Genomic DNA, 16,730 nt, shown 5'->3' with positions numbered 1-16,730 from the left:
TGAATAGTGCCTCGCGTGAACCCTCTTGTCAACCGGTACCCACAACTCGACTGTTCTGTCCGCTAGAACAGAGTGACCCGATTCCGGCGGGTTGGGGGTAGCGGGCGCCGTTGACGGTGACCCGCAGCGCGTACATGCTGGTCCCGGCGGTGATGAACAGGTGGTTGCGCTTCGGGCCGCCAAAGGTGAGGTTGGCGACCGATTCAGGCAACGGGAGCTTGCCGATGAGGGTGCCGTCGGGATCGAAGCAGTGCAGGCCGTCCCAGGCGGCGGCCCACACCCGGCCGGCGTCGTCCACGCGCAGGCCGTCGAAGCGACCGTAGTCGCACTCGGCGAAGATCTTACCGCCGGTCAGGGTGCCGTCAGTGGTGACCTCGAAGGCGCGGATGTGGCTGGGTTCCTGCCGGGTGTCGACGATGTACAGCCGTTGTTCGTCGGGTGCGAAGGCGAGGGTTGGGCCGGCAGAAGTCGTCGGCGACGACTCGTAGGTCGCCGGTGGCTGGGTCGAGGCGGAATACATGGCAGGAGCCGCCGAGCTCGCTGTCGGCCTTGTTGCCCTCGTAATCGCTGAAGATGCCGTATGTCGGGTCGGTGAACCAGATCGTGCCGTCGGCGCGGACGACCACGTCGTTGGGGCGTTCGTCATGCTGCAGGCCAATTCGTGGATGGGCGACCCGCCGACCCGTGACGCGCTCGCGGCCATCCCCGAGATCCAGGAGGCTCACATCATCGCCGGGACGGCGTCACTCCTGGTGAAGATCCGCACATCGACCACCGAGCAGTTGCAGGCTGTGCTCCGCCGGGCCTTCGACGTCGACGGCGTCACCGGCACCCAGACCATCGTCGTGCTGGAGACATTCTTCGAACGGCCGCTGGACGTCACCGATCCGGATCCGGCCCGGTAGCGGACCCGTGGAGTCCGCTGTGGAGGACCGTCATCTTGCCGGTTCGTCGGATGACCGCCGGGGCAGGCTGGCGGTGTGTCCGTAGAAGTTGCGCATCTCGATGACGACACGGTCGTAGTCGTGCAGGTCCATGGGCTTGGTGATGTACGCGTTCGCACGGGCCGCATAGCTGGCCACGATGTCAGTGATCGACGAGGAGGTGGTGAAGACGATCGTAGGGATCGACTTGAGGCGGTCGTCGGACTTGATCTCATTGAGCAGTTGCCGGCCGTCCATGCGCGGCATGTTCAGGTCGAGCAGGATGAGGTCCGGCCGGGGCGCGGCGGTGAACGGCTCCTCCCGGCGCAGGAAAGCGAGCGCCTCGGCGCCATCGGCGGCGTGGTGCAGCCGGCTGAGCACGCTGTGTTCGGCGAAGGAGCTCTCGATGAGGGCTAGGTCGCCGAGATCGTCCTCGACCACGAGAACCTGAAGCTGCGGACCGTCAGAGCTCATGGGCCTTTCCCTTCTAGCCTGAACCAGGGGCGTCACGCTGTGCTGGTTCAGCCGGTTTGGGCCAAGTCTCCCCGGTCATGCTGTCCATCCGGTAGTGACCCCCGGCTCTGTCGTTTCTTCGTGACCGCCTCGCGCCGGCTACAAGGCCCGACGGTCCGGGCGGCGGGCGCCGTGGCTACCTGGAAAGTACGCACCGAACCACGTCGCCGGCCACTGAACGTCAGGGAATCTGGTCCAGCGCCTGCGCGCACCCGGCGAGAAGGACCGCCGCCGCAGCCGGCCATGGCCACCAACGGCGGGTCTGCCCGGTGCGCATGACCGCCATCACAAGGCAGACCCCGCTGAGCAGCACCGCCGTGGCTGCCACCAGCCAGAACGTCCGCTGCTCCGGACGCCAGCACGCTCCCCGCCCGTCGATCAGCGGATCACACGGGTTAGGCCCCGGTCCACCCAGCGCGGGAAGCCACCAGAGCAGCAGGTACACGTACAGGGCCACGAGCGGAGTGGCGACCACCGCGAGCGGAATCGCCACGGCCCGCCGGATCGCCTGCCTGCGGCGGGTCACAGGCTGCGCGCTCTGCTGGACGCCGGATGGGGGAGTCACGCGGACATCATCGCCAGTCGGCAGGACGGCCGCCATCGGCGGTCCTGGCAAGGTTGGGTCGCCATGCATGATCGACAACTCCAGCGCGATGTGGCCTCGTGGCCTCGGCCTTCCCTGTAGCGTCCTGGGCCTTGCCGCAAGGTCCATGGCGCGGTGTATGTTGATAATGGCAAGGAGTGGACAGCTCCTTGCTTTTGTTTTGTCCGTCCGATGTGGACGGACAGGCTCGTCTCGCCGACGAGCCCTCGCGGATCGAGAAGGCACCATGACGATCGAAACGGACACCGCCGGCCGGCCCGCCGTCCTGGCTGAGGCGCCGCTGCGTCAGGCCCGCAACTCCGCCGCCTTCTGGGCCGCGACCGGCCGGTCCCGCGGCCATGAGGTGATCCGCCGCCGTGGCTTCCTCGCCGTCGTCGGTGACGAGCGCGCGGGCCTGCGCGTCCTGATCCAGGAGCCCCATCTGGCCGCCGACGAGCGGGCCGAGATCACCGAACTGGCGAGCCGCGCCACGGGTCCGGTGGACCTCGAGGACCCTTTCAGCTCGACCGATCTGAGCCACCTGGCCATGCGCAGCTGGCAGATGCCGGTCATGCTGCGCCAGCCGGGTCCGGTCGCCGAACCGGCGATGGACGTGATCCGGGTGCGGAACGAGGAGGACCTGGGCGCTGCCGAGCGTGCCGTGATCGCAGGTTTCGAGCTGGTCAGGTTCGAGCCCTACCGGGCCGGCGAGATGTTCCCCATGGCGCTGCTCGCGCAGCCGGGTGTGGACGTGTTCGTCGCGCGCCTCGACGGCGAGGTCGCCGGGGCGTGCGTCACCGTTGTGGCGGACGGGTTCGGCAGCCATTACTGGGTCGGTACCCCGTCGGCTTTCCGCTCCCGTGGCGTCGGGCGGGCGGTGATGCTCGGATCTCTCGCTCGTCTGGTCGACGTGCCGGTCACGCTCACGGCCTCGCGGCTGGGCAGGCCATTGTACGAGGCCCTCGGCTTCACCGCCGCGACGCCGTCGACCTGGTGGTCTTCGCGATAGCCGGCTACGCGTGACCCCAGGCGGGCGGGTCGGGGCGCCAGCCGAGTTCGACTGACTGGCGGCAGGTGTCCGGATCGTCGCCGCAGCTGGTGAACAGGGCGGTGAGCATCGGCGCGCCGTGGTCGAGCGTTTGGCGTGGTAGGGGACCGGTGGCCACCAGGGATACCAGTCCGTGGCCGATGGCCCAGCTCTGTGTGGCAAGGGTCAGGGCGTCGACGTCGTGGCGGAACCGTCCGATGTCCTTGGCCCGGTCGATGGTGCGTACCAGGCAGTGCAGGGTGTCGTCGGCCGCCGCGGGGTCTTGCAGCTCGAAGCCGGCGTCGAACATGATCCGGTACAGGTCCGGGTTCGCCAACGCGTTGGACAGGTAGGCGGCCCCCAGGGCGGCGAGGTCTCGGACCGGGTCGGCCGACGCCGGGACCGCCTGGAGCCTGGCGCTCAGGCGGGTGAAGCCCTCCTGACGCATCGCCTGCCACAGGCCGTCCATCCCGCCGAAGTAGGTGTAGACGGCCATGGTCGACACGCCGGTACCCGCGACGATCGAGCGGAGGGTGACTGGTTCCCGTGCCCGCAGCATGTGCGCGGCCCGCTCGATCAGCTGGGTCCGGACCGCCGGGTCTTTGGTTCTGACCATGGCGCCATAATACATAGCGATGCTATGTTTAGGCTGTCGATTTCAGGTTTTCGTCGTGAGGAGTGCTTCGTGGCTGTGGAACTGGTCAACCCGGACGGGTTGCCGAAACCCGAGGTGTACCGGCAGCTGTCGATCGCCACCGGATCCAGACTGGTGTTCCTGGCGGGACAGGTGGCACGGGACGCCGAGGGAAACCCGGTCGGCGACGGCGACCTGGCCGCCCAGGTCGAGCAGGCATACCTCAACATCGCGACCGCCCTGGCTGGTGTCGGTGGCTCGTTCGACGACGTGGCGAAGCTGACCATCTACGTCGTCGACTGGACCCCCGACAAGCTGCCGCTGCTCGGCGAGGGCGTAGCCAGGGCGGCCGCGAAGCTGGGGGTTGACCCGGTCAAGCCGATCACCCTGCTGGGTGTCGCGGCGCTGGGCGAGCCCGACCTGCTGGTCGAGGTGGAGGCCACCGCCGTCATCGACTGACGACCTTCAGCTGGCATTCCAAGAAGCGTCCTCGTCGTACTGGATGCCGGAGAACAGGGGTCACGGACCCGGTGTGCGCGAACCGTACGCCGGGCCGAAGATCACCAGCAGCGCCAGATCCTCGGTAACGTCGTCGAACCGGTGCTCCTCACCCGCGGGTACGAAGATCACCGAACCCGGTCCCACCTCGGCCGCGCCACCCGGCGTCACGATCCTGGCCCGGCCCGCCGTCACCACGTAAATCTCGTCTTCGGTGTGCGGGCTCTGATCGTCGAGCCCGCCGGCCGGAATGCGGTAGGTACCCACCGACAGGTCCGGCACCCGCAGGTGCTCCACCCAGTCGTTGGCGGACCCGGCAGTCGGCTTCCACACCCCCGCACCTTCGATGATCTGCATGGCGAAAGCCTAGGCCGTACCTGTGGTCGACGGGACTGGCGACGGGCGCGCCTCGGCGCGTTCGGCAACCACATGAGGTTTCGGGGAATCCCCAGCCGGTGGCGTCACCCACCGGTGTTTATCGACCTTGGTGGCGGGAATTCGACGCTCGCTTTCGTGGAAGAAGGGCCTGAAGGCCCCACATCTGGAGGTGTGACATGAGCGACGAACGCGTCGAGCGGGGGGCCGCGGAGGAGATGTCCGGAGCCCCACTCACCGACACCGAGGCGCGGGCGGCGACAAGGCCGGCCGGCCAGCCAGACGCTGACACGGCGAAGGACTCGACCGATGTGGACGCCGCCGACGTTCAGGAAGGAACTGCCGACACCGCGCGAACGAGCACATCCAGCACCGCGCGGGACGAGATTCCGTAGCGGCCGACGTGAGCCAGTCACCGCGACGGCGGACGCCGAGCAGACCGCCAGCGGGTGATGGGAAGTGCCAGCCGAAGATCGGAGCGGGACAGTCGGCCCCGGTGGCGTGAGTTTATCCATTTGCGACCTGTTCTCAGGATGAGAACGCTATATCCGGTTTACCGGTCCTTCGGTGGGGAATCCTCGAAAATCGCTCTCACACGGAGGTGAATCATGGCCACCAGAAGTGGCTCAGCCGCCGCCGGCGGCACCCTGGCCCGACCATTGATCCGCATCGTCGCCGCCGCGATGGCTGCGGTCTTCCTACTCGTCGGAATATTGGGATTCATCCCAGGGATTACGACCAACTACAGCGACATGCGGTTCGCCGGACACGAATCCGGCGCCGAACTATTCGGCGTATTCCAAGTCTCGATTCTGCACAACATCGTCCACCTGCTGTTCGGCGTCGCCGGTCTCGCCTTGGCCCGCACCGTCTCCGGCGCCCGCGCTTACCTGGTCGGCGGCGGCGCCATCTACGCGGTGCTCTGGCTCTACGGCCTGGTCATCGACCACGAAAGCGGCGCAAACTTCGTACCCCTCAACACCGCGGACAACTGGCTGCACCTATTCCTCGCCGCCAGCATGATCGCCCTCGGCCTGCTCATACCGGCCCGCGACCTCGCCCGCGACTAGCACCAGCGATAGGGCAGACGACCGCCCATCGTCGTCTGCCCTATCGGTTGCGAAGTGCCCGCATGAGGACCTCAAGAATGTGAGGTTGATGATCCAACCTCGTGCCGCAGCGTGCGTACTTTCTGTACGAGCATTTGGCGCGTGAGCTTCCCTCGGCGGCGCAACCCGACCGCCAACTCGGCCATATATCGACAATAGTCGCTATGGAGGCCCGCTTGGGTGCGGACCACGACGTCGCCACCAGGGTGAAGGCGACCAACCTGGCCGGCGACTCGCCAGCGTCCAATGTGGCCACCGCGACGCTATCACCCCCGGTCGGAAGCTGTTGGCTCGCCGCCCTCCCACCGGCCGGCTCACCACCCGGGCTGATACGTATCTGGGTGCCCCGCGCAAGCTACAGCTGTACGGCGCTGATGCACAACGTGAGTGTCACGGTCTACCTGTGGACGAACAACTACGGCATCTGGCACCGGGACACCGTATTCACGCAGCGCCGGTGGTCCGTGGTGAACACGATCCCGTCGGGATCCATCGACGCCTGGGTCATGGCACCAGAAGGTGGATGCTTCAGGCATTACTCAGAAGTTGTCGCCGAGTGGACCGATGTCTACGGCAGGCGCCAGCGGCTTTCGGAGACGTCGAGGATAGTGCGTCTCGGCGACGACGGTGACCCGTGCTAGACCGCGGCCTGCTGGCCGTAGCCTGCCGGCCCTGCCGTTGAGATACGGACATCGCATCGGCAGGACGAACTAGCCCTCCGGTACCGTGCGGGCGTGATCACTTCCTCACGTTTGGCGGTCGTTTCCGGCGGCGCGACGGGCATCGGTCGCGGGATCGCTCGCGCCTTTGCCGAAGACGGAGATCGGGTGGTGATCATCGGGCGGCGCGCAGAGCTGCTGCATCAGGCCAGCGTGGAGATCAACCAGGCGCTGGGGTCAAACCTCGTGATCCCGGTCAACGCCGATCTGACCGACCCAGCGCAGGTGCAACGCGCTGCGGACCGCATCGCGGAACTCGGCAAGGTCGACGTGCTCGTCAATAACGCTGGCGCGATCATCACGCCGCCGGCGGACGAAGGTCTCGACGCACTGGCGGAATCCTGGCGCCGGGATCTGGACACCAATCTCATCACCGCGGTTCTGCTCACGAACGCGCTGCTAGAAAACATGAGTCGGCCGGGCGGCCGGCTCATCATGATCAGTTCGGCGGCCGCCCAACGGGGCGGTGCTGGCCCGCACTCGGCCGGGTCGTACGCAGCGGCAAAGGCCGCACTGCACGGATGGGTCCTGGGACTGGCTAGGCAGCTCGGCAAGGACGGCATCACGGTGAACGTCCTTGCCCCCGGGTACATCGAAGACACCGACATCTTCCACGGCCAGGACAGCCCGGAATTCGTCGCCGCCAAGATTGCCGACACCCTGGTCGGCCGGCCCGGGACGCCAGCGGACGTCGCGGCTGCGATCAGCTATATCGCCTCCGCCGACGCCGGATACCTCACCGGGCAGATCATCGGCCTCAACGGTGGTGCCGTACTCGGCCGATAGCGACCGCACAGCACCGTCCTCAGATCGATACTCGCCGACATCCGGAGCCGCGAGGCGGCGCCGCACAACGCCTGCTGATTGTTCGGCGGTAAGGGGATCGAGGCAACCACGGGGGCCACGGGATCAGAGGGTCGCGTAGCGGTGGGCCACCTTGTGAAACGCCTGCTTGGGATCCCATGTCCACATATCGTCGGGGCGGACGCTGACCACCCCGAAGCCCGCCATGTCCAGGTCCTGGCGGGGGTCGCCTGGGTGGTGAGGGAAGTCCGGCATGGCGAAGGTGTACACGAAGCAGCCGTGTACACCGTGTGCGGCGTACAGGTCGATCAGTTCGGTCAGGTAAGCCGCCTGGGTACCTTCGTCGCGGACGTGGCCGTCCTTGACGCGGGGCTTGTCGGAGAACCATTTCACGATTCGGAAGGAGCCGGGGCCGCGCTCGTCGGCCCCGAGGTGAGCGCCGCATCCGAACTCGGTGATGACGACCGGTTTGTCGGCCTCCCGGGTCAGGCTGCGCAGGCGCTGCTCGTAGGCGGCGCGGTCGGTGCCGCTGCGGTAGAGGTTTACGCCGATGATGTCGAAGCCGGACCAGTCCACCTTCTCCCACCCGCCCGAGGCGTAGGTGATCGGGCCGTGGAAACGGCGGCGGGCCGTCGCCAACGCGTCGGCGAGCAGCGCGTTGAGCTTGCGGGTGATCCGGCGGTCGAACAACCGCCGCAGGCGGGGCCGCACGAGGACCTGCAGCCGGACGAACACGCGCGGCCCCGGGATCATGCCGGGGCTGGTCAGGGAGAACTCGCTGCCGAGCAACAGGGTGACCCTGCCTGGATGCCGCGCGCGCAACGCCTCTGCGCCGGCCGCCGTCCTGTCCAGGTTGGCCAGGAGTTCCTCGCGGGGCTTGTCGGCGTGGTACGGCCGGATGTACACCTCAAGCCCGGCGTCGAGCGCGCTCTGGGCGGCCGTGATGTGCTCCTCGGTGTTGGTGCCGATCAGCATCACGGTTGTGCAGTGCAGTTCCTCGGCGATGACGCGCAGGTTGCGCCGGACGACGTCCGGGGGCGCGTCTTCGACGGCGTACGAAATCCCCTTGATCGCTAGGCTCATGACGCCACGCTATGAGACAGCAGGGGGACGTGGCGTCCATCGCACGACGACACTTCCACCTACCAAAGTCGACGCCACCCCAGGCGAAGTGCCGCGCCGCACGGTGTCCTCGCTCTTGCTGGGGCACGGCTCCCCAGTAGGGCGCCGAGGACTTCGAGGAATCGTGCGTGCGACTCCGGTGGACAGGTCACGCGTCGTAGTGAACCCACCGGGCCGGAGCCGCCGGTTCGTAGGCCCGGTTTGCTCACAGCGGGCCCAGGACCTGCTCGGGGGCGCATCCAGCGAGAGTGTCTCGAGGACACTAAGCAGCTGACGCTCCGCGTACCGGAAATGGTTCTCCATAATGGCTGCGACGCCGTCGAGGTGACGATCCAACTCGATGGCCGGCGCGGCCCGATCGACCGCGGCCTGCAGGCTGGCGAGTAGGTGCGCGATCATCGAGTGGTCCTGGGTGAGGTTGCGGAGCACGGGCTCCAGTTCCGGGTGGACCGCCTTGATCGCCGGGACATGCTGCGCCACACCGGCGTGGACTGTCGCCCTTCCCCGACTTTGATACAGCGCTGGTCAGGCAGTGAGGCGGGCGAGGGCTCCGATTTCCAGCGCGGTCCATAGTGCACCGTCCGGTCCGAGGGTGATGCCGTGTGGCTCGGAGCCGGGTGTGGGCAGGTCGTGCGTCTCGATGACGCCGTCGGCGGTGATGGAACCGACGCGGTTGCCGCCCCACTCGGTAAACCACAAGATGCCATCGCTGCCCGGGGTGATGGCGTGCGGCCGGCCGGTACGGTCCGGCAGCGTGAATTCCGTGATCCCGCCGTCCGGTGTGATCCGGCCGATCTGACCGGCGGCAATCTCGACGAACCACACGGCGCCGTCGGGTGCCGTGGTGATCCCGACCGGCGCGGCGGCTTCGGTCGGCAGCGGGTGAACGGTTATCGCACCGTCGGGGCCGATTCGGCCGATCGCGTTGGCCTGGTTCATGGTGAACCACATCCCGCCATCGGCCCCGGCGGTGATCGCGGACGGGTATGCGCCAGCGGCAGGCAGGGGGAACTCGGTGACCTGGCCGTCGGTGGTGATGCGGCCGATCCGGTCGGTGGTGGTCTCGGTGAACCACAGCGCGCCGTCTGACCCGGCGGCGATGCCGAAAGGTCCGCACTGGGGTGTGGGCAACGTGAACTCGGTGAGGGTGCCGCCGGTGGTGATCCGGCCGATGCGGTGCGCCTGGTACTCGGTGAACCACAGGGCACCGTCCGGGCCGGGTGTGATGATCGTCGGCCCGCACGCCGGGTCAAGCTGGTGATGCTGCGGCGCGCCGCCGGGCACCAGCCGACCGATCTGCCCGCTGCGGACCAGCGTGTACCACAGTGCACCGTCGGGCCCGGTGGTGATCGCGTACGGCCCGCCGTCGGCCACCGTGTGCTGCTCGATCGATACCCGTGTCATGCGGCCTCCAGTCCGTGTTCGGCGGCGATGCGTGCGATGTCGGCCGGGGTACCGGCCATGATGGTGCGTGCGTGTGCGGTGACGATCTCGGCGGGCCAGTCCCACCAGGCGGCGCGTCGTAGCAGTTCGATGTCGGCGTCGTCGAACCGCTGGCGGATCGGGCGGGCTGGGTTGCCGCCGACGATGGTGTAGGGCGGCACGTCGGCGGTGACCACCGCGCCCGTGGCGATGATGGCGCCGTCGCCGATCCGTACGCCCGGCATGACGGTGGCCTGGTAGCCGAACCACACGTCGTTGCCGACGACGGTGTCGCCGCGGCTGGGCATTGCGGTGACGATGTCGAGGGTCTTCTCGGCCCACTCGCCGCCGAACATGGTGAACGGGAAGGTGGATACGCCCATCGTGGGGTGTTCGGCGCCGGCCATCAGGAACCGGGTGCCGGTGGCGATCGCGCAGTACTTGCCGATGATCAGCCGTTCCGGCCCGTAACTGTAGAGCACGTTGCGGTCCGCGAAGCCGGTTGCTCCGTCGGGGTCGTCGTAGTACGTGTACTCGCCGACGACGATCTTCGGCGAGCTGATCAGCGGTTTGAGGAACACGACGCGGTCGAAGGCGGGCAGCGGGTGGATGGTCATGGGATCGGGTGTCAAGAGATGTCCTCGCGATCAGATGGTTGGTGTTGCGGTAGCGGTAAGGCGTAGGCGGAGAACGGACGCGGCGCTCAGGCGCGGACGAGGCGGTTCGCCAGCGTGGACATGGTGTACGTGCCGATACCCAGTACAACCTCCAGTGCGTTGCGGGTGGTGAAGCCAGCGTCCACGAACGCCATCAGTTCGTCCTGTGGCACTTCGCCGGCGGTGGCAAGCACTCGCAGTGTGAACTGCCGCAGCGCCTCCAGCCGTGGGTCGTCCAGCGGGTCTGCGGACCGCAGCGCCGCGATCAGGGTCGAGCTGGCGTTCAACTCTCGCAGGCGGCCGGTGTGCCCGGCGATGCAGACCCAGCAGCCGTTGCGGACCGCGATCGTCATGACTACCACTTCCCGGCCGAGGGGATCGAGCGTGCTCGCCTCGAAGAGCGCGCTCGCCCGCAGGAAGCCGCCGAGCGTCTCGGGCGATTCGGCGAGCCTGGCCACGGCGCGAGGGAGGTGGCCGAAATGCTCGATGGTGGACTCCATCAGCGGCCGCGAGTCGGCGGGGGCGGATTCGAGGGTGTGCTCGGCAAACATGCGCAGCTCCAGTAGAGTCGACAACGTGGTTGTCGTAACAGTAAACCAGGTTGTCGAGTTTGCCAAATGACTGATGCGGAGTCGCCGGGCTTCGAGCTGCCCCTGCTGCTGTTCGCTGGGTTCCGGTCACTGATCGACCAGTTGCACACAGAGCTGGCCGAGCGAGGACACCCCGACGTTCGACCGGCCTACGGGTTCGCGATGCAGGCGATCGGGGTGCGCGGCGCGACCGCCAGCGAGATCGGACGCCGTCTCGGCGTCTCCAAACAGGCCGCCGGCAAGACTGTCGACCGGCTCGCTGGGCTCGGCTACGTCGAACGCGTCGACGACCCGCAGGACGCCCGCCGCAAGCTGATCAGGCTGACCCCGCGCGGGACCGACGCGCTGGTCCAGTCGGCGGAGATCTTCGACCGGCTGCGGGCCCGATGGGTAGACAAGCTCGGCGCCGACCGCGTCGCGCAGTTGGAGTCGTCGCTGCGAACCGTAGTGCCCGTGGCCGGGTTCCCGGTCGATGTTCCCGGATGGTTTGGCTGATCGATGGTCGCGAAGGCGTGCGCACCACGGCGGTCGTTCGCGACGTCAGAGGAACGTCTCGCTGTCGATGCTGGCGATGGTGGTTCCGTCAGAGGTGAGGATCGAACGGATGAAGTAGGGTCCCGGCTTCGGCGGCAATGGGATCCAGAAGTCGAGGCTGGCGGTGTCTTGGTTCGAGGTCGCGGTGAGCTGGTAGGCGAGGTTGGTGTTTAGCCATTCACCGTGCAGGCGGTGGGAACCACCCATGTTGCCACATGGACCAGGAGAGCAGTACCGGTTCGTTTCGCAGGCCCGTCAGTTCGACATCGACCGCAACGACCACGCCGAGTAAAGTCACGTGGAATCACGCGGTGGGCTGAACGGCGGTCCGCAGGCGTGACGTTGTGCGGGCAGGCCTGGTTGGGGCCGTCGATGGTTACTGATAGCCGGTAGTCCGGTGTCGATGGCCTTGATGATCCAATCGGTTAGTTTCTGGCCGGTTCGGGTGGTGAGCATCGCGGCGAAAGAGTGCACGAGCTCGTGGGTGGCGTGCAGTTCGGGACAGCGGTCCAGGAGCGCGGCGAGTGTGCCGGTGTCATGGTCGGTGAGGTTGTCGGATGGCGGCAGATCCAGCCGGTGGCCTGCCGAATCGTCGGTGGTGGCGGCGGCAAAGGCGGTCGTGTGGACCCGGGTGTTGAGCGTCTCTGAAGATGCCGACGGCGCCGGGGCACGCGACGTTGGGGATGCCGATGAGGGGTTGCCGGGCGTGGCGCGGTTGTGTTCGTTCGTTGGCGGCGGCACCGTGCCGACGTTGGATACGCGGCGGCCCTCCCGGTGATCTCTTGGCCGAGTGCCGGGAGGGCCGTGGGTAGCGCACGGAGGCGCTGTTCGACGCCGTGCCGTCGGGCAGCTACCTGGTGGTCAGCGACGGCACCCCCCACCAGCCCGGAGGTCATCGAGGCACAGGAGATCGCCAACCAGCAAGGTCATCCGTACAATCTGCGCTCCATCGAGCAGATCGCCGGCTACTTCGAGGGCCTGAACCTGGTCCAACCCGGGGTCGTGTCGATCCCGTTCTGGCGTCCGGAGCCCGGCGCGGTCCCGCAAGCGGTCGACGGGCTACTGCGGCGTCGGGTTGAAGCCCTGACCACATGAGGCCCACTCCAGACACGAAGGAGCACCATGAACGACAACGAGGCGAACGCCGCCGAGAACTCCGACTCACTCACCGCGCCGGCCGCGCCCCGGCGCAGTGGGCCATGTGATCGGCTGGACGAGTTCAGTGCGCCCGGCGGACTGCGTGGCGTCGTCGGGATCCGGAGCGCTCATGTCGATCCAGTAGTAGATCTCCCACGCAGGCCCGGCCGGCTCGCGCCCGTGCTCCTTGAGCCATGCCCGGATCCGACCGTACGCCTCGCCGAGCTTGTTGTGCGCGCCGACGTGGAACGTGCTCACGGCTGGTCCGCCGGGTAGCTCGCCGGTGTCGACCGTACCGCCGCCGGCGACCACCCCGGCCACCGGGACACCGAACTCCATATCGGTTTCCACGGCGCCGAACGTGTGGTATCGCACGAACGGTGGGCCGGCGGGTTCGACACCACGGTCGCGCAGGAACGTGGACAGGGTCTGTATCCGCTCGCCCACCGTCGGGCCGAGCTCCGCCACCGGGATCGTCGCCCGGATGCTCACGACGGGCTGGGTATCGAGCTGCTTCTCTTCGGTCATCAGGGAACCTTTCGTACGTCGCGTCCGAACTCAGCGAGCAGGCGAACCTGCAGGGGGTGCGTGCGTTCGAAGGCACCCGGCCCGGCGCCGGTAACGATTCGCGCTCTCACTCATTGCCGGCTCGCCCGTGGAGCCTGCGGGACCGCAGCCAGCCGCCGAACCAGGCTAGCGGCGGAGTGGTGACGACAGCGGCGACCGAGAACCACACCGGCACGAGGTCCCAGCCGCCGGTGACGACAGCGCCGGCTGCACCGAGCACCATCCCGACGACGCCCAGCGCGACCGCGTGCCGCACCGGCCGCCGCGGTGCCAGCACGGCCGTGAGGTAGCCGCCGGCCGCGGTGTAGACGAGCCGGTAGCCGAGGGCCAGCAGCAGCATCCACGGAGTGGTGAGGCCGTGCTCACGCTGCTCCTTCAGGGACGGGAAAATCCCGGTCGTCTCCAATACGGTGTCCGTCACGACGGACAGCAAGGTGATCAGCAGCAGGCCGGCGACGACCGCGCCGACACTCCGCCAGGTCCTCCGGTTCACGGAACCTCCACCGCGCGGTGCGTCGATGGTCCTGGGCGTGACGACGTCAGTCATCGGAGCTCCCCGATGAACGCGTCGAGCCGAGCCATCGACTCGTGGATGCCGGCCTTGAAGACCACCTCCCGCGGCGCGTCGAAGGTACGGGTGACGACGATGTCCTGCCGGCCCGGTTCGATCAGAACCTCTGTCCCGGTCATGGACGTGCTCCCTTCTGGTCTCGGATACGCCGGATCTCCTGGTCGAGACGATCCATCCGGTCGCGCCACACCTCGCGGTACCGGTCGATCCACTCGGACGCGCTGGCCAGCGGTGCCGGTTCGAGCCGGCACGGCCGCCATTGGGCATCACGGCTGCGCGTGATCAAGCCGGCCCGTTCGAGCACCTTGAGGTGCTTGGAGATCGCCTGGACGCTGATATCGAACGGCGCGGCCAGCTCGTTGACGGTCGCCTCACCGGTGGCCAGCCGAGCCAGGATCGCCCGGCGGGTCGGGTCGGCCAGTGCGGCGAACGTGTCGGTGAGCCGGTCGTCTGCGATCATGTATTTAATCGTTAGGTTTATCAAACGACAGGTTGAATATATCGGCCGATCACCGGCGCGTCAACCCGGCTGTCCGGGCATGAGCAGCGGCCCGGGGCGGACCTGTTGGGCGCCGCTGAAGATGCTGACCGCCCTGGGGTACAGCGCGGCGTTGGGGATGCCGATGTGTAGTAGCCGGGCGTGGCGGGGTTGTGTGCATTCGTTGGCGTCGGCACCGTGCCGACGACGGATACGCAGCGGCCCTCCCGGTGATCTCTTGGCCGAGTGCCGGGCAACACCCGGGCAGGGTGGCCAGGAACGCGCGTACGATGGCGTAGCTGCCGGTGAAGCCTTGGGCGACGATCTCGCGGTAAAGCGTCTGGATCATGCCGTGCCCGGTTGTCCGCCGGGCGATGAGGTGGGCCTTGAATTGGTCGAGGACGCTTCGTCGTGCCTGGCGATGCCCGCGAAGCATGTCCTGCCAGGTGGCTGCGTCGGCGTAGCGGGCGACGGTGCGCCGGCCCCATCCGAGGTGGCGGGCGATCTGGCGGTGGCTGTAGCCGCGACCAAGCAGATCGTGGACCAGAGCGTGGTGCTCGCGGCGCCGTTGCGCCATGCGACCTGTCGGCGTGACAGGTTCTGTGTCCTGGTCCTGTAGCTCAGCGGGCCCTGCTGGTTCGGTCAGGCATGGTTTGTGCACGGCGACGCAGCGTTCGACGGCGGTGGCGAGGGTTCTGCCACAGGAGGAACCGTAATGATGGCCGCGTTTGAGAGCGAAGTCGTCCACGCCGAGGACCGTCACCGTGGAAGTGGGCGGTCTGGGATCGCTCGAACGAGGCGCACCATGGTGCCGGCTGACCGTCCCGCCGAGCGTGGAGGCCAGGCGGGAGTCGGCTCGGCCGCACAACGCCAACCCGATGAGCGCTCGCCCGTGCGGGGCGGGTGGGCATGATCCTGGTCATAAGAGGCAGCGGGCGTCACTGGGCGGCGACTGCCAGGGCCGTAGCTGCGATGGCCAGCGCGAAGAAGGCTCCGGGGACCGCTATGTTGTGGAAGACGCGAGCACGCACGTGTGTAACGAGGGCTCCGGCGAAGAACACGACGAGTCCGATCGCCGCTGCGGTTCCGAGGGAACGCAGGCCCAGCAGCCCGAGCAGGAGCCCGGCCGCTCCGGCGCCTTTGAGGACCCCCAGCGGCGCCAGCCAGGATCGCGGCACTCCTACCTCCTCCATGTTGGCGAGGACGAATCTCGCCCGGGCGAGGTCGGCGACCGCGATGGACGCGTTGGCCACGATCGTGACGGCGGTGATGATTGCGTAAGCGGTGAACACCGTCTCATTCCCTTTGGTGGGCTTGGCGCTCTGGTTGGTGGGCTTGGTGCTCTGGCGAGTGGATGCCCGCTGGCCGAGTCAAGCCTTACTGGGTGCCCGCCCTGCGTCCAATACAGGCATCCATAACCTGATGGCATGGACGTCAACACCCGGCTGCTGCGCTACTTCGTTGTCGTGGCCGAAGAAGGCAACCTCACCCGTGCGGCGGAACGGCTGTTCGTGTCCCAGCCGGCGCTGACCAAGCAGATCAGACAACTGGAGGACCAGGTGGGAGTGCGGCTGTTCGTCCGCTCCCGGGCGGGGATGACCCTCACCGCGGCAGGGCAGGCGCTCGCCGACCGGGCGCCCGCCATGCTGGCCGGGTTCGACCAAGCCCTACGGGAGGCCAAGAGCGCGGCCAGCCGCGCCGCCCGGGTGCTGCGAGTTGGATTCCTGGCCGGCGCGGCGAACGAGGCCACCCAGCAGATCCTTGCCGCCTTCACCCGCCGCCGGCCCGGCTGGCAGGTGGAGATGCGGGCTGCCGCCTGGACCGATCCCACCGCGGGGTTGGCCAGCGGCGACGCCGATGTCGCCCTGTTACGGCTGCCCTTCCCCGGCCAGGACAGCCTGCGCACCGAGGTGCTGCTCACCGAGCCTCGCTGGGTGGCGCTGCCCGTCACCCACCCGTTGGCCGAGCGCAACCAGGTCGCCTTTCAGGACTTGTGGGACGAGCCGTTCGTCGCCGCCCCCGCCGAAACCGGCTGGTGGCGCGACTGGTGGCTAGCCACCAGCGAGCGGGACGGGCACCCGGTCCGCATCGGAGCCGTCACCGACAGCGGCCAGCCCGACGACTGGCTGACCGCGATCGCCAACGGCTACGGCATCGCCCTGGCCCCGGAGTCCGCCGCCCGCTACTACGCACGCCCCGACATCACCTACCGGCCGGTCACCGGCGTCAGCCCCAGCCAGGTTGGCGTTGCGTGGCCGCCCGCCGCCGACACCAACCCCGTCATCCAGGACTTCATCCGCTGCTGCCTAGACAACAAGCCACCACAACATCCGGACCACGCCTAACCGAACATCCGCTTCTGCCGCAGAACGTGCGCGCCCTTCACCGGTCACTCCGACGGCGGCGGGACTGTCAAGATAACGGTGTAACTGGATCTTGCTAACTGTCTACTTGCGACCGGCGGACAG

General features: G+C 67.8%; 24 protein-coding genes and 2 pseudogenes. 10 read left to right on the top strand and 16 right to left on the bottom strand.

All coding sequences use genetic code 11. From position 1 onward, the window contains the following. Window positions 1–28: 28 nt before the first annotated feature. Window positions 29–635: pseudogene (locus V6V89_RS36250) on the bottom strand (SMP-30/gluconolactonase/LRE family protein); the annotation flags it as partial. Here V6V89_RS36250 and V6V89_RS36245 point away from each other — a divergent pair. Continuing rightward, window positions 636–905, top strand: a pseudogene (locus tag V6V89_RS36245) (Lrp/AsnC ligand binding domain-containing protein); the annotation flags it as partial. It lies immediately after the preceding pseudogene. A 30-nt stretch (window positions 906–935) separates the two neighbouring features. On the opposite strand, the gene V6V89_RS36240 reads toward V6V89_RS36245, so the two are convergent. Both V6V89_RS36240 and V6V89_RS36235 read right to left on the bottom strand, forming a co-directional pair. Next, window positions 936–1,397, bottom strand: a complete 462-nt coding sequence (locus V6V89_RS36240) for a response regulator (RefSeq protein WP_334624165.1) — start codon at window positions 1,395–1,397, stop codon at window positions 936–938. Window positions 1,398–1,617: 220 nt separating this feature from the next. Next, window positions 1,618–2,001, bottom strand: a complete 384-nt coding sequence (locus tag V6V89_RS36235) for a hypothetical protein (protein WP_334624164.1) — start codon at window positions 1,999–2,001, stop codon at window positions 1,618–1,620. A gap of 265 nt (window positions 2,002–2,266) precedes the next feature. On the opposite strand from V6V89_RS36235, the gene V6V89_RS36230 reads away from it, so the two are divergent. Continuing rightward, window positions 2,267–3,028: a GNAT family N-acetyltransferase gene (locus tag V6V89_RS36230; RefSeq protein ID WP_334624163.1), complete on the top strand. Its 762-nt coding sequence runs from the start codon at window positions 2,267–2,269 to the stop codon at window positions 3,026–3,028. A gap of 4 nt (window positions 3,029–3,032) precedes the next feature. Here the strand turns inward: V6V89_RS36230 and V6V89_RS36225 are convergent, their stop codons facing one another. Next, window positions 3,033–3,662 carry a TetR/AcrR family transcriptional regulator gene (locus V6V89_RS36225; RefSeq protein WP_334624162.1) on the bottom strand — a complete coding sequence of 210 codons (630 nt, stop codon included), beginning with the start codon at window positions 3,660–3,662 and terminating at the stop codon, window positions 3,033–3,035. Between the two features lie 69 nt (window positions 3,663–3,731). Here V6V89_RS36225 and V6V89_RS36220 point away from each other — a divergent pair, with 69 nt between their 5' ends. Next, entirely contained in the window at window positions 3,732–4,139 is a 408-nt protein-coding gene (locus tag V6V89_RS36220) for a RidA family protein (protein ID WP_334624161.1), read from the top strand. A 60-nt stretch (window positions 4,140–4,199) separates the two neighbouring features. Here the strand turns inward: V6V89_RS36220 and V6V89_RS36215 are convergent, their stop codons facing one another. Continuing rightward, the gene (locus tag V6V89_RS36215; protein WP_334624160.1) at window positions 4,200–4,535 is read right to left on the bottom strand and encodes a cupin domain-containing protein; all 336 of its coding nucleotides are present in this window, start codon (window positions 4,533–4,535) and stop codon (window positions 4,200–4,202) included. Window positions 4,536–4,732: 197 nt separating this feature from the next. On the opposite strand from V6V89_RS36215, the gene V6V89_RS36210 reads away from it, so the two are divergent. From V6V89_RS36210 to V6V89_RS36200, 3 genes are all read left to right on the top strand, one after another. Beyond that, a complete protein-coding gene (locus tag V6V89_RS36210; protein WP_334624159.1) occupies window positions 4,733–4,948 on the top strand; it encodes a hypothetical protein in 216 nt (71 codons plus the stop codon). 213 nt (window positions 4,949–5,161) lie between these two features. After that, window positions 5,162–5,623, top strand: coding sequence for a DUF4383 domain-containing protein (locus V6V89_RS36205; protein ID WP_334624158.1), 462 nt, complete (start codon window positions 5,162–5,164; stop codon window positions 5,621–5,623). Window positions 5,624–6,396: 773 nt separating this feature from the next. After that, on the top strand, window positions 6,397–7,167 hold the full coding sequence (locus V6V89_RS36200; protein WP_334624157.1) for an SDR family NAD(P)-dependent oxidoreductase: 771 nt from the start codon (window positions 6,397–6,399) through the stop codon (window positions 7,165–7,167). Between the two features lie 123 nt (window positions 7,168–7,290). Here V6V89_RS36200 and V6V89_RS36195 read toward each other — a convergent pair whose 3' ends face one another. The 4 genes from V6V89_RS36195 to V6V89_RS36180 form a co-directional block, all read right to left on the bottom strand. Beyond that, on the bottom strand, window positions 7,291–8,268 hold the full coding sequence (locus V6V89_RS36195) for a hypothetical protein (protein ID WP_334624156.1): 978 nt from the start codon (window positions 8,266–8,268) through the stop codon (window positions 7,291–7,293). A 564-nt stretch (window positions 8,269–8,832) separates the two neighbouring features. Continuing rightward, the gene (locus tag V6V89_RS36190) at window positions 8,833–9,711 is read right to left on the bottom strand and encodes a Vgb family protein (protein WP_334624155.1); all 879 of its coding nucleotides are present in this window, start codon (window positions 9,709–9,711) and stop codon (window positions 8,833–8,835) included. Then, window positions 9,708–10,346, bottom strand: a complete 639-nt coding sequence (locus tag V6V89_RS36185; protein ID WP_334624181.1) for a CatB-related O-acetyltransferase — start codon at window positions 10,344–10,346, stop codon at window positions 9,708–9,710. Before V6V89_RS36185 ends, V6V89_RS36190 begins: the two co-directional genes overlap by 4 nt. 86 nt (window positions 10,347–10,432) lie before the next feature. Next, window positions 10,433–10,960, bottom strand: coding sequence for a carboxymuconolactone decarboxylase family protein (locus tag V6V89_RS36180; protein ID WP_334624154.1), 528 nt, complete (start codon window positions 10,958–10,960; stop codon window positions 10,433–10,435). A 42-nt stretch (window positions 10,961–11,002) separates the two neighbouring features. On the opposite strand from V6V89_RS36180, the gene V6V89_RS36175 reads away from it, so the two are divergent. Further along, window positions 11,003–11,470 (top strand): MarR family winged helix-turn-helix transcriptional regulator, encoded by a 468-nt coding sequence (locus tag V6V89_RS36175; RefSeq protein WP_334624153.1) that lies wholly within the window; start codon window positions 11,003–11,005, stop codon window positions 11,468–11,470. Window positions 11,471–11,515: 45 nt separating this feature from the next. Here V6V89_RS36175 and V6V89_RS36170 read toward each other — a convergent pair whose 3' ends face one another. Beyond that, a complete protein-coding gene (locus V6V89_RS36170) occupies window positions 11,516–11,716 on the bottom strand; it encodes a hypothetical protein (RefSeq protein ID WP_334624152.1) in 201 nt (66 codons plus the stop codon). Between the two features lie 87 nt (window positions 11,717–11,803). Further along, window positions 11,804–12,250, bottom strand: coding sequence for a hypothetical protein (locus V6V89_RS36165; protein WP_334624151.1), 447 nt, complete (start codon window positions 12,248–12,250; stop codon window positions 11,804–11,806). Window positions 12,251–12,313: 63 nt separating this feature from the next. Between V6V89_RS36165 and V6V89_RS36160 the strand changes: the two genes are divergently transcribed. Next, window positions 12,314–12,604, top strand: coding sequence for an SAM-dependent methyltransferase (locus tag V6V89_RS36160; protein ID WP_334624150.1), 291 nt, complete (start codon window positions 12,314–12,316; stop codon window positions 12,602–12,604). A gap of 66 nt (window positions 12,605–12,670) precedes the next feature. Here V6V89_RS36160 and V6V89_RS36155 read toward each other — a convergent pair whose 3' ends face one another. From V6V89_RS36155 to V6V89_RS36140, 4 genes are all read right to left on the bottom strand, one after another. Beyond that, entirely contained in the window at window positions 12,671–13,174 is a 504-nt protein-coding gene (locus V6V89_RS36155) for a GyrI-like domain-containing protein (RefSeq protein WP_334624149.1), read from the bottom strand. 106 nt (window positions 13,175–13,280) lie between these two features. Further along, on the bottom strand, window positions 13,281–13,706 hold the full coding sequence (locus tag V6V89_RS36150; RefSeq protein ID WP_334624148.1) for a hypothetical protein: 426 nt from the start codon (window positions 13,704–13,706) through the stop codon (window positions 13,281–13,283). A 50-nt stretch (window positions 13,707–13,756) separates the two neighbouring features. Then, complete coding sequence (locus tag V6V89_RS36145) at window positions 13,757–13,903, bottom strand: hypothetical protein (protein ID WP_334624147.1); 147 nt, start codon at window positions 13,901–13,903, stop codon at window positions 13,757–13,759. Then, window positions 13,900–14,241, bottom strand: a complete 342-nt coding sequence (locus V6V89_RS36140) for an ArsR/SmtB family transcription factor (protein ID WP_442935292.1) — start codon at window positions 14,239–14,241, stop codon at window positions 13,900–13,902. The genes V6V89_RS36145 and V6V89_RS36140 overlap by 4 nt, the downstream gene beginning before the upstream one ends. A gap of 334 nt (window positions 14,242–14,575) precedes the next feature. Between V6V89_RS36140 and V6V89_RS36135 the strand changes: the two genes are divergently transcribed. Next, entirely contained in the window at window positions 14,576–14,881 is a 306-nt protein-coding gene (locus tag V6V89_RS36135; protein ID WP_334624145.1) for a hypothetical protein, read from the top strand. Between the two features lie 319 nt (window positions 14,882–15,200). Here the strand turns inward: V6V89_RS36135 and V6V89_RS36130 are convergent, their stop codons facing one another. Beyond that, window positions 15,201–15,554 carry a DoxX family protein gene (locus V6V89_RS36130; protein ID WP_334624144.1) on the bottom strand — a complete coding sequence of 118 codons (354 nt, stop codon included), beginning with the start codon at window positions 15,552–15,554 and terminating at the stop codon, window positions 15,201–15,203. A gap of 135 nt (window positions 15,555–15,689) precedes the next feature. On the opposite strand from V6V89_RS36130, the gene V6V89_RS36125 reads away from it, so the two are divergent. After that, on the top strand, window positions 15,690–16,607 hold the full coding sequence (locus V6V89_RS36125; RefSeq protein WP_334624143.1) for a LysR family transcriptional regulator: 918 nt from the start codon (window positions 15,690–15,692) through the stop codon (window positions 16,605–16,607). Window positions 16,608–16,730 lie beyond the last annotated feature (123 nt).

This window comes from Micromonospora sp. CPCC 206061, from assembly GCF_036906915.1.
Taxonomy (GTDB): Bacteria; Actinomycetota; Actinomycetes; order Mycobacteriales; family Micromonosporaceae; genus Phytohabitans.
Note: the sequence above shows the minus strand (reverse complement) of the source record. Positions and strands in the feature narration are given on the sequence as shown.